Annotated in this window: 24 protein-coding genes and 1 pseudogene; 13 read left to right on the top strand and 12 right to left on the bottom strand. The window is 60.8% G+C overall.

Translation table 11 applies throughout. The features are described 5' to 3' along the window. Positions 1–61 precede the first annotated feature (61 nt). The 4 genes and pseudogenes from argB to coaBC form a co-directional block, all read right to left on the bottom strand. On the bottom strand, positions 62–967 hold the full coding sequence (argB, locus tag ACY4LX_RS00125; protein WP_123403785.1) for an acetylglutamate kinase: 906 nt from the start codon (positions 965–967) through the stop codon (positions 62–64). Between the two features lie 25 nt (positions 968–992). Further along, a pseudogene (locus tag ACY4LX_RS00120) lies at positions 993–2,369 on the bottom strand (phosphomannomutase/phosphoglucomutase); the annotation flags it as partial. Between the two features lie 350 nt (positions 2,370–2,719). Continuing rightward, positions 2,720–3,175, bottom strand: a complete 456-nt coding sequence (gene dut, locus ACY4LX_RS00115; protein WP_123403789.1) for a dUTP diphosphatase — start codon at positions 3,173–3,175, stop codon at positions 2,720–2,722. A gap of 5 nt (positions 3,176–3,180) precedes the next feature. Continuing rightward, entirely contained in the window at positions 3,181–4,389 is a 1,209-nt protein-coding gene (gene coaBC, locus ACY4LX_RS00110) for a bifunctional phosphopantothenoylcysteine decarboxylase/phosphopantothenate--cysteine ligase CoaBC (RefSeq protein ID WP_463260661.1), read from the bottom strand. Positions 4,390–4,525: 136 nt separating this feature from the next. Between coaBC and radC the strand changes: the two genes are divergently transcribed. Next, positions 4,526–5,200, top strand: a complete 675-nt coding sequence (gene radC, locus ACY4LX_RS00105; protein ID WP_149659484.1) for a RadC family protein — start codon at positions 4,526–4,528, stop codon at positions 5,198–5,200. 75 nt (positions 5,201–5,275) lie between these two features. Here the strand turns inward: radC and ACY4LX_RS00100 are convergent, their stop codons facing one another. Continuing rightward, complete coding sequence (locus tag ACY4LX_RS00100) at positions 5,276–6,865, bottom strand: ABC transporter substrate-binding protein (protein WP_463258855.1); 1,590 nt, start codon at positions 6,863–6,865, stop codon at positions 5,276–5,278. A gap of 445 nt (positions 6,866–7,310) precedes the next feature. On the opposite strand from ACY4LX_RS00100, the gene rpmB reads away from it, so the two are divergent. Together rpmB and rpmG are read left to right on the top strand one after the other, a co-directional pair. Continuing rightward, positions 7,311–7,544 carry a 50S ribosomal protein L28 gene (gene rpmB / locus ACY4LX_RS00095; RefSeq protein ID WP_007894701.1) on the top strand — a complete coding sequence of 78 codons (234 nt, stop codon included), beginning with the start codon at positions 7,311–7,313 and terminating at the stop codon, positions 7,542–7,544. 11 nt (positions 7,545–7,555) lie between these two features. After that, positions 7,556–7,711 (top strand): 50S ribosomal protein L33, encoded by a 156-nt coding sequence (gene rpmG, locus ACY4LX_RS00090; RefSeq protein ID WP_008150173.1) that lies wholly within the window; start codon positions 7,556–7,558, stop codon positions 7,709–7,711. A gap of 183 nt (positions 7,712–7,894) precedes the next feature. Here rpmG and ACY4LX_RS00085 read toward each other — a convergent pair whose 3' ends face one another. Beyond that, entirely contained in the window at positions 7,895–8,257 is a 363-nt protein-coding gene (locus tag ACY4LX_RS00085) for a cupin domain-containing protein (RefSeq protein ID WP_123515785.1), read from the bottom strand. Positions 8,258–8,496: 239 nt separating this feature from the next. Here ACY4LX_RS00085 and ACY4LX_RS00080 point away from each other — a divergent pair, with 239 nt between their 5' ends. After that, complete coding sequence (locus ACY4LX_RS00080) at positions 8,497–9,990, top strand: aldehyde dehydrogenase (RefSeq protein ID WP_054048467.1); 1,494 nt, start codon at positions 8,497–8,499, stop codon at positions 9,988–9,990. Positions 9,991–10,171: 181 nt separating this feature from the next. Further along, on the top strand, positions 10,172–11,317 hold the full coding sequence (locus ACY4LX_RS00075; RefSeq protein WP_149659486.1) for an MFS transporter: 1,146 nt from the start codon (positions 10,172–10,174) through the stop codon (positions 11,315–11,317). 172 nt (positions 11,318–11,489) lie between these two features. On the opposite strand, the gene ACY4LX_RS00070 is transcribed toward ACY4LX_RS00075, so the two are convergent. Both ACY4LX_RS00070 and ACY4LX_RS00065 read right to left on the bottom strand, forming a co-directional pair. After that, complete coding sequence (locus tag ACY4LX_RS00070; RefSeq protein ID WP_463258854.1) at positions 11,490–13,058, bottom strand: phospholipase D family protein; 1,569 nt, start codon at positions 13,056–13,058, stop codon at positions 11,490–11,492. A 57-nt stretch (positions 13,059–13,115) separates the two neighbouring features. Beyond that, positions 13,116–14,549: an aminotransferase-like domain-containing protein gene (locus ACY4LX_RS00065; protein ID WP_463258853.1), complete on the bottom strand. Its 1,434-nt coding sequence runs from the start codon at positions 14,547–14,549 to the stop codon at positions 13,116–13,118. Between the two features lie 179 nt (positions 14,550–14,728). Here ACY4LX_RS00065 and ACY4LX_RS00060 point away from each other — a divergent pair, with 179 nt between their 5' ends. After that, entirely contained in the window at positions 14,729–14,974 is a 246-nt protein-coding gene (locus ACY4LX_RS00060) for a DUF1127 domain-containing protein (protein WP_149659489.1), read from the top strand. Between the two features lie 134 nt (positions 14,975–15,108). On the opposite strand, the gene ACY4LX_RS00055 is transcribed toward ACY4LX_RS00060, so the two are convergent. After that, positions 15,109–16,401, bottom strand: coding sequence for an NAD(P)/FAD-dependent oxidoreductase (locus ACY4LX_RS00055; RefSeq protein ID WP_463258852.1), 1,293 nt, complete (start codon positions 16,399–16,401; stop codon positions 15,109–15,111). 147 nt (positions 16,402–16,548) lie between these two features. Here ACY4LX_RS00055 and ACY4LX_RS00050 point away from each other — a divergent pair, with 147 nt between their 5' ends. Further along, the gene (locus ACY4LX_RS00050) at positions 16,549–16,902 is read left to right on the top strand and encodes a YkgJ family cysteine cluster protein (RefSeq protein WP_064680422.1); all 354 of its coding nucleotides are present in this window, start codon (positions 16,549–16,551) and stop codon (positions 16,900–16,902) included. Positions 16,903–17,017: 115 nt separating this feature from the next. Here ACY4LX_RS00050 and ACY4LX_RS00045 read toward each other — a convergent pair whose 3' ends face one another. Further along, positions 17,018–17,506 (bottom strand): Lrp/AsnC ligand binding domain-containing protein, encoded by a 489-nt coding sequence (locus ACY4LX_RS00045; protein ID WP_010465173.1) that lies wholly within the window; start codon positions 17,504–17,506, stop codon positions 17,018–17,020. 156 nt (positions 17,507–17,662) lie between these two features. Between ACY4LX_RS00045 and dadA the strand changes: the two genes are divergently transcribed. The 6 genes from dadA to ACY4LX_RS00015 all read left to right on the top strand — a co-directional run bounded on the left by dadA (position 17,663) and on the right by ACY4LX_RS00015 (position 23,796). Further along, the gene (dadA, locus tag ACY4LX_RS00040) at positions 17,663–18,967 is read left to right on the top strand and encodes a D-amino acid dehydrogenase (RefSeq protein ID WP_463258851.1); all 1,305 of its coding nucleotides are present in this window, start codon (positions 17,663–17,665) and stop codon (positions 18,965–18,967) included. Further along, complete coding sequence (locus ACY4LX_RS00035) at positions 18,939–19,292, top strand: RidA family protein (RefSeq protein ID WP_463258850.1); 354 nt, start codon at positions 18,939–18,941, stop codon at positions 19,290–19,292. Before dadA ends, ACY4LX_RS00035 begins: the two co-directional genes overlap by 29 nt. A gap of 95 nt (positions 19,293–19,387) precedes the next feature. Beyond that, positions 19,388–20,464, top strand: coding sequence for an alanine racemase (gene alr, locus ACY4LX_RS00030; protein ID WP_463258849.1), 1,077 nt, complete (start codon positions 19,388–19,390; stop codon positions 20,462–20,464). A gap of 128 nt (positions 20,465–20,592) precedes the next feature. Beyond that, complete coding sequence (locus ACY4LX_RS00025) at positions 20,593–21,141, top strand: cupin domain-containing protein (protein ID WP_047226150.1); 549 nt, start codon at positions 20,593–20,595, stop codon at positions 21,139–21,141. A gap of 180 nt (positions 21,142–21,321) precedes the next feature. Next, on the top strand, positions 21,322–21,735 hold the full coding sequence (locus ACY4LX_RS00020; protein WP_463258848.1) for a c-type cytochrome: 414 nt from the start codon (positions 21,322–21,324) through the stop codon (positions 21,733–21,735). A 135-nt stretch (positions 21,736–21,870) separates the two neighbouring features. Further along, on the top strand, positions 21,871–23,796 hold the full coding sequence (locus ACY4LX_RS00015) for an acetyl-CoA hydrolase/transferase C-terminal domain-containing protein (RefSeq protein ID WP_463258847.1): 1,926 nt from the start codon (positions 21,871–21,873) through the stop codon (positions 23,794–23,796). A 189-nt stretch (positions 23,797–23,985) separates the two neighbouring features. Here ACY4LX_RS00015 and ACY4LX_RS00010 read toward each other — a convergent pair whose 3' ends face one another. Both ACY4LX_RS00010 and rep read right to left on the bottom strand, forming a co-directional pair. Next, positions 23,986–24,558: a xanthine phosphoribosyltransferase gene (locus ACY4LX_RS00010; RefSeq protein WP_020799401.1), complete on the bottom strand. Its 573-nt coding sequence runs from the start codon at positions 24,556–24,558 to the stop codon at positions 23,986–23,988. A 56-nt stretch (positions 24,559–24,614) separates the two neighbouring features. Then, positions 24,615–26,624: a DNA helicase Rep gene (gene rep / locus ACY4LX_RS00005; protein WP_092276241.1), complete on the bottom strand. Its 2,010-nt coding sequence runs from the start codon at positions 26,622–26,624 to the stop codon at positions 24,615–24,617.

Raw genomic sequence — 26,624 nt, 5'->3', positions numbered from 1 at the left:
ATCGCAGGCAAAAAAAGACCCCGCTCAGCCAGGCTGAGCGGGGTCTTTTTGTAGGTGTCGCTTACGGACGCTTGCGATTGCTGATCAAAGTCCCCACACCGGTATCGGTGAAGATCTCCAGCAGAATCGCATTCGGCACCCGGCCATCAATGATCAGCGAGCTGCCCACGCCGCCCTGTACCGCTTCCAGCGCGCAACGGATCTTCGGCAACATGCCGCCGTAGATCGTGCCGTCGGCGATCAGGTCGTCGACTTGCTGGGTGGTCAGGCCGGTCAGTACTGTGCCTTGCTTGTCCATCAGGCCGGCGATGTTGGTCAGCAGCATCAGCTTTTCAGCTTTCAGTGCTTCGGCCACTTTACCGGCCACCAAATCGGCGTTGATGTTGTACGACTCGCCGTTGGCGCCCACGCCGATTGGCGCGATCACCGGGATGAAATCGCCTTTGACCAGCAGGTTCAGCAGGTCGGTGTTAATCCCGACCACTTCGCCCACTTGCCCGATGTCGATGATTTCCGGCTGAGTCATCTCCGGCGTCTGGCGGGTCACGGTGAGCTTTTTCGCACGAATCAGCTCGGCGTCTTTACCCGTCAGGCCGATGGCGCTGCCGCCATGACGGTTGATCAGGTTGACGATGTCCTTGTTCACCTGGCCGCCGAGGACCATTTCCACCACGTCCATGGTCTGCGCGTCAGTCACGCGCATGCCATCGATGAAGTGGCTCTCGATCGACAGACGCTTGAGCAGGTCGCCGATTTGCGGGCCGCCGCCGTGAACCACCACCGGGTTGATACCCACGGCTTTCATCAGCACGATGTCGCGGGCGAAGCCGGTTTTCAGCTCCTCGCTTTCCATCGCGTTGCCGCCGTATTTGATCACCAGCGTCTTGCCGACATAACGGCGGATGTAAGGCAGCGCTTCGGACAGGACCTTGGCGGTGTTGGCGGCGGCTTCGCGTTCGAGGGTCATTCAGGGCTCCGGGTGAATCAGAAGATCAAAACGGTAGTTGGAGATCAGGGGCAACACGCTTCAACTGGACTTTGAATACGTCCTTGATGCGCTGCAGTTCAGCCTCGTCATCAGCCTCGAAACGCAGCACCAACACCGGTGTGGTGTTGGAGGCGCGCACCAGGCCCCAGCCTTTGGCGTAGTCGACCCGCACGCCGTCGATGGTGGTCAGGTCGGCGCCTTCGCCCCACTTCGCGTCGTGCAGAGCATCAATGATGCTGAATTTGCTCTCTTCGGTCACATGGATATTGATTTCAGGCGTAGAAATATCGTTCGGGAAGGTCGCAAACAGCTCTTCCGCGGTGGATTTTTCCTTGCTGAGGATCTCCAGCAACCGCGCGGCGCTGTAAATGCCGTCGTCGAAACCGAACCAGCGCTCCTTGAAGAAGATGTGCCCGCTCATTTCGCCGGCCAACAGGGCGCCGGTTTGTTTCATTTTCTTTTTGATCAACGAATGACCGGTCTTCCACATTAGCGGACGACCTCCGTATTCCTTGATCAGCGGCGTCAGGCGACGGGTGCATTTGACGTCGAAGATGATTTCCGCGTTGGCGTTGCGCGCCAGAACATCGCGGGCGAACAGCATCAGCAGGCGGTCCGGGTAGACGATGCTGCCGGTGTTGGTCACCACGCCGACGCGGTCGCCGTCACCGTCGAAAGCCAGGCCCAGGTCGGCGTTGGTTTCCTTGACCTTGGCGATCAGGTCCACGAGGTTTTCAGGCTTGCCCGGATCCGGGTGATGGTTCGGGAAGTTGCCGTCGACGTCGCAGAACAGCGGGATAACTTCGCAATTCAGCGCTTCGATCAGTTGCGGGGCGATCACGCCAGCCGCGCCGTTACCGCAATCGACCACGACTTTGAGGCGACGGGCCAGTTTGATGTCCTGGACGATTTCGGTGTTGTAGCGATCGAGGATCTCGACCTGGGTGATGCTGCCCTTGCCGCTGGTCAGGTTGTTGGTTTTGAGGCGTTCGTGCAGGGCCTGGATCTGTTCGTTGGCCAGGGTGTCGCCGGCAATGACGATCTTGAAACCGTTGTAGTTCGACGGGTTGTGGCTGCCAGTCAACATGACACCGGATTTACCGGCCAGTACGTTGGCGGCGTAGTACAGCGCAGGCGTTGGCACCAGGCCGACGTCGCTGACGTGGCAGCCGCTGTCGGCCAGGCCTTGAATCAGGCGTTCGACCAGTTCCGGGCCGGACAGGCGGCCATCGCGGCCGACGGAAACATTGGGTTCGTCCTGAGCCAGGCTCTGGGCGCCGATGGCACGGCCGAGCCAGTAAGCGGTTTCACCGTTCAAGAATTCCGGGACGGTGCCGCGAATGTCGTAGGCGCGGAAGATGCTGTCGGGGAACTTGGGTGCGACTTGGGCTGGACTGCTCATCTGTGGGATTGCTCCATTTCGAAAGTGACTGGACCTGCCAGGAATTAACTTGTCGGCAGGCTCAAACTGAAGGGTATGACGGCGTTTTCCACAGAGAGTTCGTGGTGTGCAAAGGCCATGACCGCGGCATCGGCGCGCATTTGGCCCGCCAATCCCTTGATATTCAGTGGTAAACCTTCCAGATGACGGCTGTGCAATTTGTACCCTGGAATGCACTTGTGGCGAGGGAGCTTGCTCGCGCTGGAGTGCGCAGCGCTCCCAAGCTTTTGGAGCCGCTTCGCAGCCCGGCGCGAGCAAGCTCGCTCGCCACAAAGGGGGCATCTATCGGATCAATGGCTACCGGAATGGCCGAAACCGCCGGCACCGCGCTCGGTTTCGACGAATTCTTCGACCATCTCGAAGTGCGCCTGAACCACCGGCACCAAAACCAGTTGAGCCAGACGCTCACCCACTTCCAGAGTGAATTCCTTGTCACTGCGGTTCCAGCACGAAACCATCAGCGGGCCCTGGTAATCGGAGTCGATCAGGCCAACCAGGTTGCCCAGCACGATGCCGTGCTTATGGCCCAGGCCGGAGCGCGGCAGGATCAGCGCCGCCAGGCCCGGGTCGCCGATGTAGACGGACAGGCCGGTGGGGATCAGCAGGGTTTCGCCCGGCTTGATCACAGTGTCTTTTTCCAGCATGGCGCGCAGGTCGAGGCCGGCGGAGCCTGGGGTGGCGTACTGTGGCAGCGGGAAGTCGGTACCGATGCGGGGGTCGAGGATCTTGGCTTGCAAAGCGTGCATGTAAATTAAACCTGGTTCAGACGGTCGGCGATAAAAGTGATCAGCTGGCGAGCAATCTTGCTCTTGCTGGTCTGGGCGAAAAGCGTGGCATGCAGGTCCCGGTCGATCACGCTGCAGGCGTTTTCTTCGCTGTTGAAGCCAATACTCGGGTTGGCGACGTCATTGGCGACGATCAAATCGAGGTTTTTGTCTTTCAGCTTGCGCGCAGCGTAATCGAGCAGGTGTTCGGTTTCGGCGGCAAAACCAACACTGAACGGACGGTCAGGGCGAGTGGCGATGCTGGCCAGAATGTCTGGATTGCGCACCATTTGTAGCAACAAGCCGTCGCCGTTCGTAGGATCTTTCTTGAGTTTTTGTGGGGCGACCACTTCCGGGCGGTAGTCCGCGACCGCTGCCGAGGCGATAAACAAGTCGCAGGGGATCGCGGATTCACAGGCGGCGAGCATGTCCCGGGCGCTGACCACATCGATGCGCGTCACGCGATCCGGCGTCGGCAAATGCACCGGGCCGGTGATCAGCGTGACGCGGGCACCGGCTTCCACCGCGGCTTCGGCCAGGGCAAAGCCCATTTTCCCGGAGCTGTGGTTGGTGATGTAGCGCACCGGGTCGATGTTTTCCTGGGTCGGGCCGGCGGTGATCAGCACGTGTTTGCCGGTCAGCGCCATGCGCTGGAAGCAGTCCGCCGCGCACTGGGCGAGGTCGGTGGCTTCGAGCATGCGGCCCATGCCGACGTCGCCGCAGGCCTGGCTGCCGGAGGCCGGGCCGAAGGACTTGATGCCGCGGCTTTCGAGGAGTTGCAGATTGGCCTGGGTCGCAGGATCGCGCCACATCGCCTGGTTCATCGCCGGGGCCACGGCGACCACGGCGTCGGTGGCCAGCACCAGCGTAGTCAGCAGGTCATTGGCGATGCCTTGGGCCAGGCGGGCGATCAAGTCCGCAGTAGCGGGGGCGATCAGCACCAGGTCGGCCCATTTGGCCAGCTCGATGTGGCCCATGGCGGCTTCGGCCGCGGGGTCCAGCAGGTCGAGATGGACCGGGTGCCCGGACAGCGCCTGCATGGTCAGCGGGGTGATGAACTCGCTGCCGCCACGGGTCATGACCACGCGCACTTCGGCGCCCTGATCGATCAGGCGGCGAACCAGGTCGGCGCTCTTGTAGGCAGCAATGCCGCCGCCGACGCCCAGAACGATGCGTTTCCGATACAGCCGCTGCATAGGTCTGCCTTTCATTTCGTTGATGACTGCGTGGCGAAACCCCCTCCCCAGGGATGAATTCGTCCGCAAAAAAGATGGGCTACGATATCACAGCGACCGCTACGGAACAGCGGCGCCCACAGACCAGGGAGGTGTTATGAGTATTCGTGATTGGCCAGCGGCGGAGCGGCCGCGGGAGAGGTTATTGGAGTTGGGCCCGGCGAGTCTTTCGGATGCCGAGCTGCTGGCGATTTTTTTACGGACCGGCGTCTCCGGCAAAAGCGCGGTGGACCTGGCGCGACACTTGTTGAGTCAGTTCGGCAACCTGCGTTCGCTGCTGGAGGCTGATCAAAAAACATTCAGCAAACAATTGGGGCTCGGGCCGGCGAAATTCGCTCAATTGCAGGCCGTTCAGGAAATGTCGCGACGGCATCTGGCGGAACACTCACGGCAGAAGTCGGCGCTGGAAAACCCGCAGGCTGTTCGTGATTACCTCAAAGCGATGCTGCGCCATGAGCCTCACGAAGTATTCGGTTGTCTGTTTCTGGATTCCAGGCATCGGGTGCTAGCGTTCGAAGCGCTGTTTCGCGGCTCCATCGACAACACCAGCGTTTATCCGCGACAAGTGGTCAAGCGTGCCCTGGCTCACAACGCTGCAGCGCTGATCCTGTGCCACAACCACCCCTCGGGCAACGCCGACCCCAGTCAGGCGGACCGAATGCTGACCAAGAGGCTGCAGGAGGCGCTGGAGCTGGTTGATGTGCGAGTGCTCGACCATTTCATCGTCGGCGACGGTGATCCGCTGTCGATGGCCGAGTACGGCTGGATGTAGAAGCAGCTGCAGGTTTCAAGCTTCAAGCGGCCAGCTAAAGCAGTGCACGGCCTGCTCTAGCTTGCAGCTTGCAGCTTACGGCTTGAAGCTGATTTTGGAGTAATCCTGCCGGCCGAAAGGACTGACGGCGTAACCCTGCACATCCTTGCGCGTCAACGCGAACGCCGTCGGATGCGCCAGTGGCAGCCACAACGCCTGTTGGTGGATCTGCGCCTGGGCCTGTTCGTAGAGCTTGGTGCGTACGCCTTGCTCGCTGGTGGTCTTGCCGGCGCTGATCAGCTTGTCCAGGTCCTGGTTGCAGTAACGGGCGAAGTTGGTGCCGGACTTGACCGCCGCGCAGGAAAATTGCGGCGTGAGGAAGTTGTCCGGGTCGCCGTTGTCGCCGGCCCAGCCCATGAACAGCAGGTCATGCTCGCCGGCCTTGGCGCGGCGGATCAGCTCGCCCCATTCGATCACGCGGATTTCGGCCTGGATGCCGATTTCCGCCAGATCGGACTGCAACAGTTGCGCGCCGAGGCTCGGGTTGGGGTTCAGCAAGCTGCCGGACGGGCGAGTCCAGATGGTGGTTTGGAAACCGTCCTTGAGCCCGGCCTTGGCCATCAATGCCTTGGCTTTCGCCACGTCGTGGGGATAACCCGGCAGGCTCTTGGCGTAGCTCCAGGTGTTCGGCGGGTAAGGGCCGTTGGCGGCTTCGGCGGTGTCCTCGAACACAGCCTTGAGGTAATTGGCCTTGTCGAACGCGAGGTTGATCGCCTGGCGTACTTCGGGCTTGTCCAGCGGTGGATGCTGACTGTTAATGCCGACGAATGCGGTCATGAACGCGTCAGTCTTTTCCACTTTCAGCGTCGGCTCTTGCTTGGCGGCCACCACATCCAGTGGCTTGGGCGACAGGGCGATTTGGCACTCGTTGCGGCGCAGTTTCTGCAAACGCACATTGGCGTCCGGGGTGATGGCGAAGATCAACGGATCCACTGACGGCTTGCCACCGAAGTAGTCCACATTGGCCTTGTAGCGGATCACGGCGTCTTTCTGGAACCGCGTAAAGATGAAGGGGCCGCTGCCGATCGGCTGGCTGTTGAGCTTTTCGGGCGTGCCGGCCTTCAGCAGTTTGTCGGCGTATTCAGCGGAATAGATCGAGGCGAAGCCCATGCTCAGGGTGGCGAGGAAGGTCGAGTCGGGGTGATCGAGGGTGAAGCGCACGGTCAGCGGATCGAGGGCGTCGATCTTTTTGATCAGTGCCGGCAGTTGCATCGACTGGGCATGGGGGAAGCCGCTCTGGGCGACTTTGTGCCACGGGTGAGCCGGGTCGAGCATGCGGTCGAAGCTGAATTTGACATCTTCGGCGCTCAAATCGCGAGTCGGGCTGAAGTACTCGGTTTTGTGGAATTTCACTTGCGGGTGCAATTTGAAGACGTAGCTCAGGCCGTCGGGCGAGACTTCCCAGCTGTCCGCAAGGCTGGCGACCACTTTGCCGCTGGCGGTGTCGAAGTCCACCAGGCGATTCATCAGTACATCGGCCGACGCGTTAGTGGTGGTCAGCGAGTTGTACTGCACCACGTCGAACCCTTCAGGGCTGGCCTCGGTGCAGACGGTCAGAGCGGCGGCTTGGGCCAGCGGGCTCAGTAACAGTGGGGCAAGCAGCAGCGGTAGGGCAGCGAGGCGCATGGTCGGATTCCTTTACAGATCGAAGGCCCATCTGCAAGTGCAGTCTGGAAAAGGCCTACCCTAGTGGGCTCTTTTGCAAATGACTATCCCCATTTTCATTTTGAGGCGACTATAGGCGCCTTATTTGCGTGTGCGTGGTTTCATAAAGCCGTTGATTGGCGTGTTGGCCGATGCTCTGCGACGAGCGGTCGCCATCGACGACAGCCTTTGTCCAAGGCGCTCGTAGCCCGGAAAATGGGCTTTTTGTAAATTCATCGCACACCGAATGTTGTTGCTCTCTGGTCTTTCTGGTATAAAGCAGCGCTCTTTTCTAGGGGCCCGGTTCCTTCACTGTAGGTGTAGCCGGTAAGACCTCTAAAGAAACGCGGCGCCTGGCGCCAAATGACTGAGAGATTAAGCGGCCAACCCATGCCGGGTTGGGCATGTGGTTTTAGAGGGCTGAGGCATGTCGAGAGTCTGTCAAGTTACCGGTAAGGGTCCGGTAACTGGGAATAACATTTCCCACGCAAACAACAAAACCCGTCGTCGTTTCCTGCCGAACCTGCAGCATCATCGCTTCTGGGTTGAAGAAGAGAAACGTTTCGTGCGTCTGCGCGTATCTGCCAAAGGCATGCGTATCATCGACAAGCGTGGCATCACTGTCGTGCTGGCCGAAATCCGCAAAGCTGGCAAGATCTAAGGGAGCTAATCATGCGTGAATTGATTCGAATGATTTCTAGCGCCGGTACTGGTCACTTCTACACTACCGACAAGAACAAGCGTACTACCCCGGACAAGCTCGAAAAGCGCATGTTCGACCCGCGCGTTCGTAAGCACGTTATGTACAAAGAAGGCAAAATCAAGTAATTGGTTTTTCTCTCTTACAAAAAAGGCCCGTATCGCGAGATACGGGCCTTTTTTGTTGCCTGGGGGTTATGCATTGCCTGTCAGGACGCCTTCGCGGGCAAGCCTCGCTCGGATCACACTGAACTGTAGGCGCGAGGCTTGCCCGCGAAGAGGCCGGCCCGGACAACACAAATCCTCAAATCCTCAAGCCTTCTGTTCAAACACCACATAAATCTTGCGGCACGACTCCAGCACTTCCCAGGTCCCGCGAAAACCCGCCGGAATCACAAAACGATCACCCACCCGCAGCGTCTTGCTGTTGCCATCGTTATCGCGCAGAACCGACACGCCCTGAACGATCTCGCAGTATTCATGTTCGGTGTAATTCACCAGCCACTGGCCGATTTCGCCTTCCCACACACCAGCGCTCATCTGCCCGCACGGGCTGTTGTAGTGGTTGTACACCGCTTGCTCGGGGTCGCCCTTGAGGACTTTGGCCGGGTCCGGCCGATAGCGATCGGGCTGGGTGGTGGCTTGGCTGAAGTCGACGACGTCCTGGATATTCATTTTGTTGTAATCCCCCGTGATTGCGGCGCAATGGCTGAAAAGACCCAAAGTCTATGTTTATTAAAATGAACACTGCAAGGCCGTTTTCCGACCTTGTGTCAAATATATTGAAACAACCCCGGCCACTGGTTTAGGGTGGCAGGTGCCTCGGGCCGATAGTAGGCTGTGCCGGGCAGAATTCCTGACAGCACCCGCGAAGAACGCGGGGCTCTCGTATTCAACAAGAGGAGGACACTCGAATGACCACCCTGACTCGTGCCGACTGGGAACAACGGGCTCGCGATCTGAAGATCGAAGGCCGCGCCTACATCAATGGCGAATACACCGATGCCGTCTCCAGCGAGACCTTCGAGTGCATCAGCCCGGTCGATGGCCGTCTGCTGGGCAAGATTGCCAGCTGTGACGCCGCCGACGCCCAGCGCGCCGTGGAAAACGCCCGCGCCACCTTCAATTCCGGCGTGTGGTCGCGCCTGGCGCCGACCAAACGCAAAGCCACCATGATTCGTTTCGCCGGCCTGCTCAAACAGCACGCCGAAGAACTCGCCCTGCTTGAAACCCTTGACATGGGCAAGCCGATCAGCGACTCCCTGTACATCGACGTTCCCGGCGCGGCGCAAGCCCTGAGCTGGAGCGGCGAGGCCATCGACAAGATCTACGACGAAGTGGCCGCCACTCCGCACGATCAACTGGGTCTGGTCACTCGCGAGCCAGTCGGCGTGGTCGGCGCCATCGTGCCGTGGAACTTCCCGCTGATGATGGCCTGCTGGAAACTCGGCCCGGCGCTGTCCACCGGTAACTCGGTAATCCTCAAGCCGTCGGAAAAATCCCCGCTGACCGCTATCCGTATCGCGGCGCTGGCTGTTGAAGCCGGCATTCCGAAAGGCGTGCTGAACGTGCTGCCAGGCTACGGCCACACCGTCGGCAAGGCCCTGGCCCTGCACAACGACGTGGACACCCTGGTGTTCACCGGTTCGACCAAGATCGCCAAGCAACTGCTGATCTATTCGGGCGAATCGAACATGAAGCGCGTCTGGCTCGAAGCCGGCGGCAAGAGCCCGAACATCGTGTTCGCCGATGCCCCGGACCTGCAAGCCGCCGCCGAATCTGCCGCCAGCGCCATCGCCTTCAACCAGGGCGAAGTCTGCACCGCCGGTTCGCGTCTGCTGGTCGAGCGTTCGATCAAGGACACCTTCCTGCCGCTGGTGATCGAAGCACTGAAAACCTGGAAGCCGGGCAATCCGCTGGACCCGGCGACCAACGTCGGCGCGTTGGTGGACACCCAGCAGATGAACACCGTGCTGTCCTACATCGAATCCGGCCACACCGATGGCGCCAAACTGGTGGCCGGCGGCAAGCGCATCCTGCAGGAAACCGGCGGCACCTACGTTGAACCGACGATTTTCGACGGCGTGAACAACGCGATGAAAATCGCCCAGGAAGAAATCTTTGGCCCGGTGTTGTCGGTCATCGCTTTCGATACCGCCGAAGAAGCCATTGCGATTGCCAACGACACGCCCTACGGCCTGGCCGCTGCGGTGTGGACCAAGGACATCTCCAAGGCACACCTGACCGCCAAGGCCCTGCGTGCCGGTAGCGTGTGGGTCAACCAGTACGACGGCGGCGACATGACTGCGCCGTTCGGTGGTTTCAAACAGTCGGGCAATGGTCGCGACAAGTCGCTGCATGCGTTCGACAAGTACACCGAGCTGAAGGCGACCTGGATCAAGTTGTAAGTCTCAAGCCTGCGGTGTTGCTGATCACGCCTTCGCGGGCAAGCCTCGCTCCTACAGAGATCGCGTAGGGCGGGGCGACGCGGTACCACAGGTCTATCGCCGCAGCCGGACTTTCCTCAAAGGAAGGTCCGGCTGTGTCGTCTCTGTTGTTTGAAAAACACTATCCACAGGAGCGTGGAACATGCGTTGGGCGACTTATTTCGCCGTGTTGGCGTCGGTCTTGAGTGTCGGCCTGGCCCTTGGCGTCAGCATGCCGCTGGTGTCGTTTCGCCTGGAAAGCTGGGGTTACGGTTCGTTTGCCATCGGCGTGATGGCGGCGATGCCGGCCATTGGCGTGCTGCTGGGGGCGAAGATCTCCAGTCACCTGGCCGCGCGTCTTGGCACCGCTAATCTGATGCGTCTGTGCCTGTGGGCCGGGGCGGTGTCCATCGGATTGCTGGCGCTGTTGCCGAGTTATCCGATCTGGCTGGTGTTGCGCCTGATGATCGGGGTGATTCTGACCCTGGTCTTTATCCTCGGTGAAAGCTGGATCAACCAACTGGTGATCGAAAAGTGGCGCGGGCGCCTGGTGGCGTTGTATGGCAGCAGCTATGCGTTGAGCCAACTGGGCGGGCCGTTGCTGCTGGGGGCTCTTGGCACGGAACACGATTACGGCTTCTGGGTCGGTGTCGGGTTATTGCTGACGGCACCGTTGCTGCTGTTGGGCCGCAGCGGCGCACCGAGCAGTGAAGCCAGCAGCGTGACCTTCGGCGATTTGTGGACCTTCTGCCGGGGGTTGCCGGCGATTGCCTGGGCGGTGTCGCTGTTCGCCGCGTTTGAAGCGATGATCCTGACCTTGTTGCCGGTGTATTGCCTGCGCCAGGGCTTCACTGCGGAAATCGCCCTGGCCATGGTCAGTACCGTGGTGGTCGGCGATGCCTTGCTGCAGCTTCCCATCGGTGCGCTGGCGGATCGGTTGTCCCGGCGCAGTCTGTTCACGGGCTGCGCGGTAGTCTTGCTGCTGTCCAGCCTGGCGATTCCGCTGCTGATCGATACGTTGCTGATCTGGCCGCTGTGGGTGTTGTTCGGCGCCAGTGCCGGTGGATTGTTCACCCTGTCGCTGATCCTGATCGGCGAGCGTTATCGCGACGATGCGCTGGTGCGGGCCAATGCCCATATCGCGCAGTTGTGGGGAATCGGGTGCCTGATCGGCCCCTTGGCGGCCGGGGCGGGGAGCCAGTGGATCAGCGGGCATGCGTTGCCGTTGCTAATGGCGGTGGGGGCGTTAGGGTTGGTGGTTTTGCTGATGCGCCAAGGGGCGTTTGGCGCGGTGGCCGAGCCCGCTTAAAACCTGTGGAAGCGAGCTTGTGTGGCGAGGGGGCTTGCCCCCGTTCGGCTGTGCAGCAGTCGTAAAACCATCCAACGCGACATAACGGGTAGATTCGTGTCGTCAACTTTGGGGCTGCTTCGCCGCCCAGCGTGGGCAAGCCCCCTCGCCACAATTGATCAGTAAACCTTGACTACAACATCCGCTCCAGGCCGACGGTGGTGCTGAACCACGCATTAAACCGGCGCCACAGACTTCCCGGTTCCTTGGTCAGGGTGTGCAACTTGCCGTTGTCCTCGGTCACCCAAACGATCTGCCCCTTCTCCAGTTTCGCCTCATAACTCAACGGCGGCGCCATGCCTTGCAGCGCCAATTCACGCACATGCGCGGCCAGCTCCGGGCTGTCCACCAGCACGCCGACTTCGGTGTTCCACAGCACCGAGCGCGGGTCGAAATTGAATGAGCCGATAAACGATTTCTGTTGATCGAAGATCATCGCCTTGCTGTGCAGGCTCGAATCCGAGCCCTGATAGGCCGAACGCCGGAACAGATGCGGACCACTGCCGCTGCCGGCGCCAGGCTGGCGACGCAGTTCGAACAGCTTCACGCCATGCTCCAGCAAGGCCTTGCGATACGGCGCGTAACCACCGTGCACCGCCGGTACGTCGGTGGCTTCCAGCGCGTTGGTCAGCAGGCTCACCGAGACCCCGGCGTCGGAGCGCCCGGTCAGGTACACCAGCCCCGGTTGGCCGGGCACGAAGTAGGCGGAAATCATGATCAGCTCTTTGCTCACGCCGCGCAGTTCCGGCGCCAATTGCGTGGTCAGCAGCAACTGCGGGTCGGGCTCGCCCTTGGACAGGACTTTGCTCGGCGCGTCCCACAGCGCCTGATTCCAGGCCCAGATCAGCTCCCGGCGCCAGATGTCCAGGCGTGGGTATTTGTCGTAGACCATCAGTTGTTGATACAGAGCGTGGTTCTGCTTGCGGGTTTCTTCCAGGGATTCTTCCAGGCGCGTGCGGGTGTTTTTCAGGTCCTTGAGCGTCGGTTTGCTGGAGAGGAATTCGTCGATCGGCTTGCTCAGGGCGCTGTTCCAGTACTGATCGAAGCTGTGCCCGAGCTGCTCGGCCACCGGCCCGACGCTGAGCATGTCGATGTCGGTGAAGTTCAGGTTGGGCTCGGCATCGAAATACTCGTCGCCCAGGTTGCGCCCGCCGACGATGGCCGCGCTGTTGTCCGCCAGCCACAGCTTGTTATGCATGCGCCGGTGTTGCAGCGACAAGTCGAACAAACGGCCCATGGTCCGCGTCACGCCCGTGCTGCGCCCCAGGTGCAGCGGGTTGAACAGGCGGATCTGGATCTGCGGATGGGCCGCCAGGGTCGCGATAATCTGGTCGAGGCCATCGCTGGTGGTGTCATCGAGCAGGATCCGCACCCGCACACCGCGATCGGCGGCCTTGAGCAATTCTTCCACCAGCATGCGCGTGCTGATGCCGTCGTGGACGATGTAGTACTGCAAGTCGAGGCTGGTCTGGGCGTTGCGGATCAACTCGGCCCGGGCCATGAAAGCTTCGGTGCTGTTGGACAGCAGGCGAAAGCCGGATTGCCCCTGATGCGGCGCGGCCTGGGCCTGGATTGAACGGCCGAAGCTTGAGTCGGCTGCGGGCAATGCCTGGCTCGGTTCGCGGGGCACGTCGAGGCTGGCGCAACCGCTGAGGAACGAGGCGAGTAACAGCAGAGCGAGTAGGGGCTGTCTGAGGCTCACGTGGGGTCGTTCCGATTGGCTAGGGTCGGCATATGGACGCGGGTTTTCGGATAAAGGTCAGTCGTTGAGGCAATCAGTTTCCGCAAGCAGTTTGATCGCCGCCGCGCCCACCTTGCGCACGGCGTCTTCGATCTGCGCTGTTGGCTTGGCAGCGTAGTTCATCCGCAGGCAATTACGATATTTGCCCGAAGCCGAAAAGATGCTGCCGACGGCAATCTGTACGCCCTGGTCGTGCAGCGCACGATTCAGTTTCAGGGTATCGAAGCCTTCCGGCAGTTCGACCCACAGCATGAAGCTGCCCTGGGGACGACTGGCCCGGGTGCCGGCGGGGAAGTAGCGCGTGACCCAATCGATCATCATGTCGCGATTGCGCTGGTATTGGGTGCGCATCCGCCGCAAATGTGGTTCGAAGTGCCCGGCCTTGAGGAAATCGGCGATGGCGATCTGCGCTTGTGGCGCGGTGGAGCCGGTGCTGATGTATTTCATGTGCAGCACCCGTTCCAGATACCGGCCCGGTGCGACCCAACCGATGCGCAGCCCCGGCGCCAACGTCTTGGAAAACGAACTGCACAGCAGCACGCGGCCGTCTTCATCGAAGGATTTGATCGTGCGGGGACGCGGGTAGGTGTAGGCCAGTTCGCCATACACATCGTCCTCGATGATCGCCACGTCGAAGCGCTGTGCCAGGTTCAACAATGCGCGTTTACGCGCCTCCGGCATGATGTAGCCCAAGGGGTTGTTGCAGTTGGGGGTCAACTGTATGGCCTTGATCGGCCATTGTTCCAGGGCCAGTTCCAGCGCATCGAGGCTGATGCCGGTGATCGGGTCGGTGGGGATTTCCAGGGCCTTCATGCCCAGGCCCTTGAGGGTCTGCATGGCGCCGTGGAAGCTCGGCGAATCCACGGCGACGATGTCACCAGGTGAGCAGATGGAGCGGATGCTGGTGGACAGCGCTTCGTGGCAACCGGTGGTGACCACCAGGTCGGCGGCGCTCAGTTGGCAACCGGAATCGAGCATTAGCCGGGCGATCTGTTCGCGCAGGTCGAGGTTGCCGTGGATGTTGTCGTAATACAGGCCGGGCATGTCCTGGCGACGGCTGATCTGCGCCAGCCCGCGTAGCAACGGTTTCATGGTTGGCGTGGTGATGTCCGGCATGCCGCGACCGAGTTGCACCACGTCTTTGCGCGGCACGGCGCGGATCAGCTCCAGCACCTGGTCCCACTGGGAAATATCCACCGGACGTTGCGCCGGACGGCCGACGGCAGGCAGTTCCGGCAGCTCGCGACTGACCGGCACAAAGTACCCGGATTTGGGTTTCGGCGTCGCCAGCCCGCTGTCTTCCAGCACCCGATACGCCTGCTGCACCGTGCTCAGGCTGACCCCGTGCTCGACACTCAACGCCCGCACCGACGGTAGCCGGTCGCCGGGACGATAGAAGCCCTGTTCGATACGTGTGCCGAGCAATTCGGCGAGATTGACGTAAAGGGTCATGACACTGCCTCGATGCGGGTGATTCGGTTAACCAGTACAGATGGGGCAAAAATACGTAATTCAGAGGTTTAAGTGGTCAATCTGTATGGAAATAATACAGCGGCTTTGAATCTGTAATGCTTTTCGCCGTCCGCGCATGATGAAACCTCTGGCTACCCAAGTAAACAGGAGCGATCAACATGAACGGCTTGAGCGATGTGCGGCTGACGTTACACAGTCAGGAACTGGCGGCAGGGCAGAACCACGGCACCCGTGAGGCGCAAATGCGCAACGCGCCGTCCTGCCTGGGGCGCTGGGGTCTGTTCTGGCATCGTCTGCACACGCGCAAGGCGTTGCTGAGCCTGACCCCGGAGCAGTTGCGGGATGTTGGGTTGAGTCGGGAGCAGGCATTGGCGGAGGGGCTTAAGCCGTTCTGGCGGATCTGAGTCTTGTGTCAATCTTTCGATCCATTCGCGGGCAAGCCTCGCTCCTGCGGTTTAGCGTTGATCCAACGAACGACGCGTAACCTGTAGGAGCGAGGCTTGCCCGCGAAGGCGCCCTTACAGACGCTAAAGAGCTATCAGACCAACTCTTTCATCCGATGCCACAACATCCCCAACGCCAACAACGGCGAACGCAAATGCCTGCCGCCCAGGAAGGTGATGTGCGGCACCTGGGCAAACAGATCGAACCCTCCGCTGTGTTGGCCGCTGATGGCTTCAGCCAGCAACTTGCCCGCCAGGTGCGTGGCATTCACCCCGTGACCGGAATAGGCCTGGGCGTAATAGACGTTCGGCTGGTCCTTGAGCCGGCCGATCTGCGGCAGTCGGTTGGCGCCGATGCCGATCATGCCGCCCCATTGATAGTCGATCTTCACCTCGGCCAATTGCGGGAATACGTCCAGCATCTTCGGCCGCATATAAGCGGCGATGTCTTTCGGGTCCCGACCCGAGTAATGGCAGGCACCGCCGAACAGCAAGCGCCGATCCGCCGAGAGCCGGTAGTAATCCAGCGCTACCCGTTGATCACACACCGCCATGTTCTGCGGCAGCAAGGCGTGCGCCTGCTCTTCGTTCAACGGCTCGGTGGCGATGATGTAGCTGCCGGCGGGCAGCACTTTGCCGCTGAGTTCGGGGTTGAGGTCGTTGAGGTAGGCGTTGCAGCCCAGCACCAGAGTTTTGGCGCGGACGGAGCCTTGGGCGGTGTGGACCTTCACTTCGGTGCCGTACTCGATTCGGGTAACCGCCGACTGTTCAAACAGCTTGGCGCCCAATTGCTGCGCGGCGGCCGCTTCGCCCAGCGCCAGATTCAGCGGGTGCAGATGCCCGGAGCCCATATCAATCAAGCCGCCAGCATAACGATCGGAGCCGACTACCGAATGCATTTCATTGGCTTGCAACAGTCGGGTTTCATAGCGATAACCGAGGCCGCGCAGTTCTTCGGCCTCCTCGGCGAAGCCTTCAAGATCCCGGGGTTTGTTGGCCAGATCGCAATAACCCCAGGTCAGGTCGCAGGGAATCTGAAAACGCTCGACCCGCTGTCGGACGATTTCCACCGCTTCCAGGCCCATGAGTTTCATCTGACGCACGCCGTCGACACCGATGACATGGGCGAACTGATCGAGGCCATGGCCGACCCCGCGAATCAATTGCCCGCCGTTGCGCCCGCTCGCGCCCCAGCCAATCTTGTGGGCTTCCAGCAACACCACGCTGAAGCCGCGTTCCGCCAGTTCCAGTGCGGTGTTCAACCCGGAAAACCCGCCGCCGACCACGCACACATCCGCCGTCAACTCGCCCTGCAGCGCCGGATGATCGGGCTGCGGCAGGCTGCTGGCGGCGTAATAAGAGGCGGTGTGCCGGGCAGGGGCATTCATGCGTGGATTCCTGATGCGTGTGTTTGAAAAAGTTGACGGAGCATAAGCCGGACCTTCCGACGCGGGCAACACTGGTCAGTTGCGGCTGTATGGATCGGGCCGGATGCGTCAGAATCGCGCTCTATTCCGCTTTTGGTCACCACTTCGATGAGCTGCAACAGTCAGAAGATTCGCACCCTGCGCCAGCAAATCCCCTCGTTCGAGTGCGTGCCGGGCTGCCATGACTGCTGCGGGCCGGTCACCACCTCACCGGAAGAAATGTCCCGCCTGCCGCGAAAGACCCGCGCCGAGCAGGATGCGGCGATGGATGAGCTCAATTGCGTCCACCTGGGGCCCGACGGCTGCACCGTGTATGACGAGCGGCCGCTGATCTGCCGGCTGTTCGGCACCACCAAGACCTTGCCATGCCCCAACGGGCGCGGGCCGGTGGAGCTGATTCATCCGCGGGTGGAGAAGCAGATTCATGAGTACATGGCTTCGACGCGGCAGGTCCTCGTGTGATCGTTCCCACGCTCCGCGTGGGAATGCAGCCCGGGACGCTCTGCGTCCCAAGAGCCGAACGCGGAGCGTCCGTTGAGGCATTCCCACGCAGAGCGTGGGAACGATCGGCGTGAGGTCAATCCGGAATCGGCAAACACAAACTCTCTTTCACCTCTTCCATCACGATATAGCTCTTTGACTCGCGCACATGCGGCAGCTTGAGCAAGATATCGCCCAGCAATTTGCGGTACGACGCCATCTCGGAAATCCGCGCCTTCACCAGATAATCAAAGTCCCCTGACACCAAATGGCACTCCAGCACGTGGGGCAGTTTCAGCACGGCGCGTCGGAACTCTTCGAAAGTGTCGCCGGATTTGTAGTCGAGACTGATCTCGACAAACACCAGCAGGCTACCCTTGAGGTGCTGCGGATTGAGCCGGGCGTTGTAGCCCATGATGATTCCTTCGCGCTCCAGCCGACGGACCCGCTCGGTGCAGGGCGTGGTCGACAGGCCGACCTTTTCCCCCAGCTCGGTGAAGGAGATGCGCCCGTCCGCTTGCAGGATCCGCAGGATGTTGCGGTCGATCTTGTCCAGCTCACGTTTGGTCTGAGTGTTGGTACGCATAGGGGATGCGCCTCCGTGAAAAGGGTTTTTGCCGAGAATTGTCGCCAAATATAGGCACTTATATAGTGAAATGCACTGGCTAATCTTTTTTAAACTGCCCACATCTTCGGTCTGCACAACACACGTCAGCGGTAAGCCGCGATGAGGGATACAAAAATGCGCGTTATGGTCTTGGGTAGCGGCGTCATCGGTACCGCCAGTGCTTACTATCTGGCCCGTGCCGGATTTGAAGTGGTGGTGGTGGACCGGCAGCCGGCCGCTGCCATGGAGACCAGTTTCGCCAACGCCGGGCAGGTCTCGCCGGGTTATGCCTCGCCGTGGGCCGCGCCGGGTGTGCCGCTCAAGGCCATCAAGTGGCTGCTGCAGCGCCACGCGCCGCTGGCGATCAAGGCGACTGCCGACATCGACCAATACCTGTGGATGGCGCAGATGCTGCGCAACTGCACCGCCAACCGTTATGCGGTGAACAAGGAGCGCATGGTGCGTCTGTCCGAGTACAGCCGTGACTGCCTCGACGAGTTGCGCGCCGAAACCGGCATTGCCTACGAAGGCCGCAGCCTGGGGACTACGCAACTGTTCCGCACCCAGGCTCAGCTCGACGGCGCCGCGAAAGACATCGCCGTGCTCAAAGAGTCCGGCGTGCCGTTCGAACTGCTCGACCGCGCCGGCATTGCCCGGGTTGAACCGGCCCTGGCGGCTGTCACCGACATCCTCGCCGGTGCCCTGCGCCTGCCGAACGACCAGACCGGCGACTGCCAGATTTTCACCACCCGCCTGGCCGAAATGGCCGTGAAGCTGGGTGTGGAGTTCCGCTACGGCCAGGACATCCAGCGCCTCGACCACGCTGGTGATCGCGTGAATGGCGTGTGGATCGACGGCAAGCTGGAAACCGCTGACCGCTACGTCCTCGCCCTCGGCAGCTACTCGCCGCAACTGCTCAAGCCGCTGGGCATCAAGGCCCCGGTGTATCCGCTCAAGGGTTACTCCCTGACGGTGCCGATCACCAACCCGGCAATGGCCCCGACCTCGACTATTCTCGACGAGACCTACAAGGTCGCGATCACCCGTTTCGACAACCGCATCCGCGTGGGCGGCATGGCGGAAATCGCCGGTTTTGACCTGTCGCTTAACCCGCGTCGGCGCGAAACCCTGGAGATGATCGTCAACGACCTCTATCCTCAGGGCGGCGACCTGGCCCAGGCGAGTTTCTGGACCGGCCTGCGTCCGACCACCCCGGACGGCACACCGATCGTTGGCGCCACCCCGTTCAGCAACTTGTTCCTGAACACCGGCCACGGCACCCTCGGTTGGACCATGGCTTGTGGTTCCGGTCGTTTGCTGGCTGACCTGATGGCGAAGAAAACGCCGCAGATCAGCGCCGAAGGCCTCGATATTTCCCGTTATGGCAGCAAAATCAAGGAGTCCGCAAAGCATGGCAATCCAGCGCCAGCTCACCAATGAACGCATGAGTCAGATCGTCGCCCACAACGGTACGGTGTACCTGGCAGGGCAGGTCGGCGATGACATGAGCGCCGGGATTGAACAGCAGACCCGTGAAACCCTGGCCAACATCGAGCGGTTGCTCGACCTGGCCGGCACCGACAAGAACCACATACTGTCGGTGACGATTTACCTGAAAGACATCAACGCCGATTTCGCCGGCATGAATTCGGTATGGGACAAGTGGCTGCCAAAAGGCGCCGCCCCGACCCGTGCCACGGTTGAGTCGAAGCTGTGCGAACCGCAAATCCTGGTTGAGCTGTCAGTGGTTGCCGCACTGCCTTAACCGGTTGTAACGATCCCTCTCCCGGTGCTGTTGGCGGTTCACGCCGTCAGCCAGCGCCGGTTTTTATTCCCATGACCGCCTAGAAGTCTGCCGCCATGCGTCCTGCCCGTGCCCTGATCGACCTTCAAGCCCTGCGTCACAACTACCAGATCGCCCGTGAACTCACGCCGGGGGCCAAAGCCCTCGCGGTGATCAAGGCCGATGCCTACGGCCATGGCGCGGTGCGTTGCGCCCAGGCGCTGGAAGCCGAGGCGGACGGCTTTGCCGTGGCGTGCATCGAAGAAGCCTTGGAGCTGCGCGCCGCCGGTATCAAGGCGCCGGTGTTGTTGCTGGAAGGTTTTTTCGAAGCCGATGAGCTGTCGCTGATTGTCGAGCACGACTTCTGGTGTGTGGTGCATTCGCTGTGGCAACTCGAAGCGATCGAGAAAGCCGTGCTGAGCAAACCGATCACGGTCTGGCTCAAACTCGATTCCGGCATGCACCGGGTCGGTCTGCATCCAAAGGATTTCCAGTCGGGTTATCAACGGCTCCTGGCGAGCGGCAAAGTGGCAAAAATCGTCTTGATGAGCCACTTCGCCCGGGCCGATGAGCTGCATGAGCAGGCCAGTGCCGAGCAGGTTGCGGTGTTCGAGGCGGCGCGCCAGGGCTTGTCCGCCGAGGTCAGCCTGCGCAACTCGCCGGCGGTGCTCGGTTGGCCGCAGATCCCCAGCGATTGGGTACGTCCGGGCATCATGCTCTACGGCGCCACTCCTTTTGAAGAAGCCAACGCCGTGGCCTCGCGCCTGCAACCGGTGATGGCACTGGAATCGAAAGTGATCTGCGTGCGCGAACTGCCGGCCGGCGAGCCGGTTGGCTATGGCGCCAAATTCATCACCCAGAAGCCGATGCGCATTGGCGTGGTCGCCATGGGTTATGCCGACGGCTACCCGCGTCATGCGCCGACCGGTACGCCGGTGCTGGTCGCCGGGCAACGCAGCCAGTTGCTGGGCCGGGTGTCGATGGACATGCTCTGCATCGACCTGACCGATGTGCCGCAAGCCGGGCTCGGTTCGACCGTCGAGTTGTGGGGCAAAAACATCCTGGCCAGCGAAGTGGCCATGGCCGCCGACACGATTCCGTACCAGATCTTCTGCAACCTGCGCCGGGTGCCGCTGCTCTATTCCGGGGCTTGAGACGAAACGACGCGCGTCGGAAGTCGCCTCGCCGAATGGGATTCAGGCCAAAGTGTTGTAAATACTGAACGCTGTCGCCATGATAACGCTCAATATCCTTACAACCTGAATCCCTGGAGGCTCCAGCATTGGACGTCGGTGAACGACTGCAATCCATCCGTAAGCTCAAAGGTCTTTCGCAGCGTGAGCTCGCCAAGCGCGCGGGCGTCACCAACAGCACCATTTCGATGATCGAGAAAAACAGCGTCAGCCCCTCGATCAGTTCGCTGCGCAAAGTGTTGGGCGGGATTCCCATGTCCATGGTCGAGTTCTTTTCCGAAGAAATCCTGCAGGAAAAACCGACCCAGATCGTCTACAAGGCCAACGAGCTGATCGATATCTCCGATGGCGCCGTGACCATGAAGCTGGTCGGCCGCGCGCACCCGAGCCGGGCTATCGCGTTCCTCAATGAAATCTACCCGCCAGGCGCCGACACCGGTGACGAGATGCTCACCCATGAGGGCGAGGAAACCGGGATTCTGGTGGAAGGGCGGCTGGAGTTGGTGGTCGGCGCTGAAACTTTTGTGCTCGAAGCCGGCGACAGCTACTACTTTGAAAGTACCAAGCCGCACCGTTTCCGGAATCCGTTCGACGCACCGGCGCGACTAATCAGCGCAGCCACACCGGCGAACTTCTAAAAAAGAGGCGTCCTGTAAGCATTGCGAAGGCGCCTGAACCGTTTTACGCCACGCAACAAGACCCCTTCGACTTTGGGGTTGTTTCAGTGTGGCGGGCTTGCCGTTATACTTGCGCCCGCCTGCGAACCGTGGCCGCGGGCGTGAATAGCCACCATTGAGGGTGAACGCGTGAACCTAATTATGAAAATGCTGGCTGCACCAGCAACTGTATTGGCCCTTTGGGCTGTGAGCGCACAAGCTGCAACGAACGACGATATTGCTAAACGCCTTGAGCCTGTGGGTCAGGTTTGTGTAACGGGTCAAGAGTGCAAAGGGATGGAAGTCGCGGCTTCGGCGGGCGGCGGCGGGGCCAAGACCCCTGATGAAGTGATTGCAAAACATTGCAACGCTTGCCACGGTACTGGCCTGTTGGGCGCGCCGAAAATCGGCGATGCGGCTGACTGGGGCAAACGTGCCAAAGAACAAGGCGGGCTTGACGGTCTGCTGGCCAAAGCCATCACCGGCATCAACTCCATGCCGCCAAAAGGCACCTGCGCCGACTGCTCCGATCCTGAGCTGAAGGGCGCAATCGAGAAGATGTCCGGCCTGAAATAAGCCCCCATCTTCAGCGAAATAGCCGCTTGCGAGCGGCTTTTTTGTGCCTGCGATTTGCCTGCGCGACTATTCTTTGCAGCAAAGACCCGGCAAGCTCGGTCCAACCCCAATTCACGGAACGTGCGGGAGGATCAGATGGTGCAGTTGTGTTCTATCGAACAGGCGGTCGATGACGTACTGGCGCGGTTGCCGGCGCATATTCACATGGGCCTGCCCCTGGGTCTGGGCAAGCCCAATCACTTCGTCAACGCGCTGTACCAGCGTATCGCGCAACTGCCCGAGCGGCGGCTGACGATCTACACCGCCCTGTGCCTCGGCCGGCCCTCCTTGGGCGATGGCCTGCAAAAGCGCTTCCTCGAACCCTTCATTGAACGGGTCTTCGGCGATTATCCAGAGCTGGAGTTTCTGGCGCCGCTGCAAAAAGACAGCCTGCCGCCGAACATCCAGGTCCAGCAATTCTTCATGCAACCCGGCAGCCTGTTGCACAGCGCCCAGGCCCAGCAGGATTACGTCAGCAGCAACTACAGCCACGCCGCCCGTGACATCAACGCTGCCGGGCTGAACCTGGTGGCGCAACTGGTGGCCAGCCACAGCGAGCATCCCGATCGCCTGAGCCTGAGCTGCAACCCGGACATCACCCTCGACCTGTTTCCGATGATCGCCAAACGGCGTGAGGCGGGGGAGACGATCCTGCTGGTGGGCCAGGTGCACAACGATTTGCCCTACATGCCCGGTGATGCCGAAGTCGGCATGGACGCGTTCGACCTGCTGATCGACGAGAAGGACAACACCACGCTGTTCTCGACGCCGAACATGCCGGTGGGTTTCCAGGATCACTTCATCGGCCTGCACGCCAGTACGCTGGTACGCGATGGCGGCACCTTGCAGATCGGCATCGGCTCCATGGGGGATGCGCTGACCGCGGCATTGCTGGCGCGCCAGGCGGATAACGCCGGGTACAAGGCGCTGCTGGCTGACCTGAACCTGAGCCAGTGGGCGCAGTTGATCGAGCGCGAGGGCGGCGTCGAACCTTTCGCCAAGGGGCTCTATGGTTGCAGCGAGATGTTCGTCAACGGTTTGCTGGTGCTGGGCGACGCCGGCATCATCCGGCGCAAGGTCTACCCGGACGTGCCGACCCAGCAACAGGCCAACGACGGCACCCTCGACGAAGCGGCGCAAACCGACGGCATCTCGGTGCACGGCGGCTTCTTCCTCGGCCCGCGCAGTTTCTACGAGCGCCTGCGCGAGTTGCCCCAAAGCAAGCGCCTCGAATTCAACATGACCCGCATCAGCTACATCAACGAACTCTACGGCCAGGAAGCGCTCAAGCGTTTGCAGCGCCTGGATGCGCGGTTCATCAACACCGTGTTCACCATGACTCTGATGGGCGCCGGTGTGGCGGATCAGTTGGAAGACGGGCGGGTGCTCAGCGGCGTCGGCGGGCAGTACAACTTCGTCGCCCAGGGCCATGCGCTGGAAGGCGCGCGTTCGGTGCTGATCCTGCGCAGTTGGCGTGAGTCGGGCGGGGAGGTCAGTTCGAACATTGTCTGGGAGTACGGCCATTGCACCATTCCCCGGCATCTGCGGGATATCGTCGTCACTGAATACGGCATCGCCGATTTGCGCGGCAAGACCGATTCGGCGGTGATCGAGGCGTTGCTCAATATCAGCGATTCACGCTTCCAGCCGGGGCTGATTGAACAGGCGCAGAACGTTGGCAAGTTGCCGAAGAACTTCCGCCTCGATCCGCGCTTTGCCGACAACCATCCACAGCGTTTGCAGGCGATCCAGGCGCGGCATCCGAATTTATTTCCGGAGTATCCGCTGGGCTGTGATTTCACCGAGGTGGAGCGGGATGTGTTGCGGGCGCTGAACTGGTTGAAGAGCAAGTTCAAGCTGAGCGAGATTCTGGAATTGGGCAAGGCTGCGCTGGATGCGCCTGAAGCATCGCAATACCCGGAACATTTGGAGCGGATGCAGCTGACTGACACGGACGGGTTGAAAGAGGATTTGTTTCAGCGGCTACTGCTCACCGGCCTGAAAGCCACCGGCCAGCAGTGAGGGCGCCTTCGCGGGCAAGCCTCGCTCCTACAGGGGTTATGTCGACTACAACATTTGGCACGACATGCTGATCGTTCCCACGCTCTGCGTGGGAATGCCTCTTCGGACGCTCCGCGTTCGGCTTGGATGGGACGCGGAGCGTCCCGGGCTGCATTCCCACGCGGAGCGTGGGAACGATCATTGCGGGGGTTACTCGATGAAGGTCACGACACCGCCAGCCAACGACTGAACGCGAGCCAACGACTCAACCCGATAACCCTGCGCATCCAGTTCCGCACGCCCACCCTGGAACGACTTCTCGATCACGATCCCCAAACCGGCGACCGTCGCGCCAGCCTGTTTGATGATCGAGATCAGCGCCTGGGACGCCTTACCGTTGGCCAAAAAGTCATCGATGATCAGCACGCGGTCGCTGCTGGTCAGGTGGCGCGGGGAGATGGCCACGGTGCTTTCGGTCTGCTTGGTGAACGAATAAACGGTCGCCGACAGCAGGTTTTCGGTCAGGGTCAGGGACTGGTGCTTGCGGGCGAAGATCACCGGCACGCCCAGATTCAGGCCAGTCATGATCGCCGGGGCAATGCCCGAGGCTTCGATGGTGACGATCTTGGTGATGCCCGAGTCCTTGAACAGCGTGGCGAATTCGTCGCCGATCAGCTTCATCAGGGCCGGGTCGATCTGGTGATTCAGAAAGGCGTCGACTTTCAGGACCTGATCGGAAAGCACGATGCCTTCTTCGCGAATTTTCTTGTGCAGTGCTTCCATGAAGCTTTCCTCTACGGACGCCTGTGCGTCCAGGGCTGGTTAAAAAGTAGTCGATTCTAGCGCTTTAACATCGCGCGTATATCCGCCAATGCGGTGTTGCCGCGAACGGCTTTGACTTCAACGGGCGTGTCGTCGTTGCCTTCCCAGGCCAGGTCGTCCGGCGGCAGTTCATCGAGGAAGCGGCTCGGTGCGCAGTCGATGATCTCGCCGTATTGCTTACGCTTGGCGGCAAAGGTGAAAGCCAGGGTCTGACGCGCCCGGGTAATCCCGACGTAGGCCAGTCGGCGTTCTTCTTCGATGGTGTCGGCTTCGATGCTGGAGCGGTGCGGGAGGATTTCCTCTTCCATGCCCATGATGAACACGTAGGGAAATTCCAGGCCCTTGGAGGCGTGCAAGGTCATCATCTGCACGCCTTCGGCGCCGTCTTCCTCTTCCTGCTGACGTTCGAGCATGTCGCGCAAAACCAGTTTGCCGATGGCGTCTTCGACGGTCATCTCGCCTTCTTCGTCTTTCTCCAGGGTGTTTTTCAACGCCTCGATCAGGAACCAGACGTTACCCATGCGGTAGTCGGCGGCCTTGTCGCTGGAGCTGTTGGTGCGCAGCCAGTTCTCGTAGTCGATGTCCATGACCATGCTGCGCAGGGCCGAGATCGGGTCTTCGCCGGCGCACTGCTCGCGGACCTTGTCCATGAAGCGCTTGAAGCGCGACAGGCGATCGGTGAAGCGCGTGTCCAGATGCTCGCCCAGACCGATTTCGTCGGTGGCGGCGTACATCGAGATCTTGCGTTCGGTGGCGTAGTTGCCGAGTTTTTCCAGGGTCGTCGAACCGATTTCCCGACGCGGCACGTTGATCACGCGCAGGAAGGCGTTGTCGTCGTCCGGGTTCACGATCAGGCGGAAGTAGGCCATCAGGTCTTTCACTTCCTGACGTCCGAAAAAGCTGTTGCCGCCGGAAAGTCGGTAAGGAATCTGATGGTGTTGCAGCTTCAGCTCGATCAGCTTGGCCTGGTAGTTGCCGCGATAGAGGATCGCGAAATCGCTGTACGGCCGGTCGGTGCGCAGGTGCAGGGTCAGCAACTCGACGGCCACGCGCTCGGCTTCGGCGTCTTCATTGCGGCAGCGGATCACTCGGATCTCGTCGCCGTGGCCCATCTCGCTCCACAGTTGTTTTTCAAACTCGTGGGGGTTGTTCGAGATCAGCACGTTGGCGCAGCGCAGGATGCGGCTGGTGGAGCGGTAGTTTTGCTCCAGCATCACCACTTTCAGGGACGGGTAGTCGTCCTTCAAAAGCATCAGGTTTTCCGGCCGGGCACCGCGCCAGGCGTAGATCGACTGGTCATCGTCGCCGACCACGGTGAACTGGTTGCGCGTGCCGATCAGCAGTTTCACCAGCAAATACTGGCTGGCGTTGGTGTCCTGGTATTCGTCCACCAGCAGGTAGCGCACCTTGTTCTGCCACTTTTCGAGGATGTCGGCGTGTTCCTGGAAGAGTTTTACCGGCAGCAGGATCAGGTCGTCGAAGTCCACCGCGTTGAACGCCTTGAGCGTGCGCTGGTAGTGGGTGTAGACGATGGCGGCGGTCTGTTCCTTGGGATTACGCGCGTTTTCCAGGGCTTCGGGCGGCAGGATCAGGTCGTTCTTCCACGAGCCGATCATGTTCTTGATCTCGTCGACGCCGTCGTCGCCCGCGTATTCCTTCTGCATGATGTCGGTCATCAAGGCTTTGACGTCAGTCTCGTCAAAGATCGAGAAGCCCGGCTTGTAGCCCAGCCGCACGTGTTCCTTGCGGATGATGTTCAGGCCCAGGTTGTGGAAGGTGCACACGGTCAGGCCACGACCTTCGCCGCCCTTGAGCAGGGTGCCGACCCGTTCCTTCATCTCCCGCGCAGCCTTGTTGGTAAAGGTCATGGCGACGATGTACTGGGCACGGATGCCGCAGTTCTGGATCAAGTGCGCGATCTTGCGCGTGATCACGCTGGTCTTGCCGGAGCCTGCACCGGCGAGCACCAATAGAGGGCCGCCGACGTAGTTCACGGCTTCTTGCTGCCGGGGATTGAGTCGGGACAT

This window comes from Pseudomonas sp. Emmai (assembly GCF_055179735.1).
The sequence above is the reverse complement of the archived record's forward strand: the minus strand, read 5'-3'. Positions and strand labels throughout refer to the sequence as shown.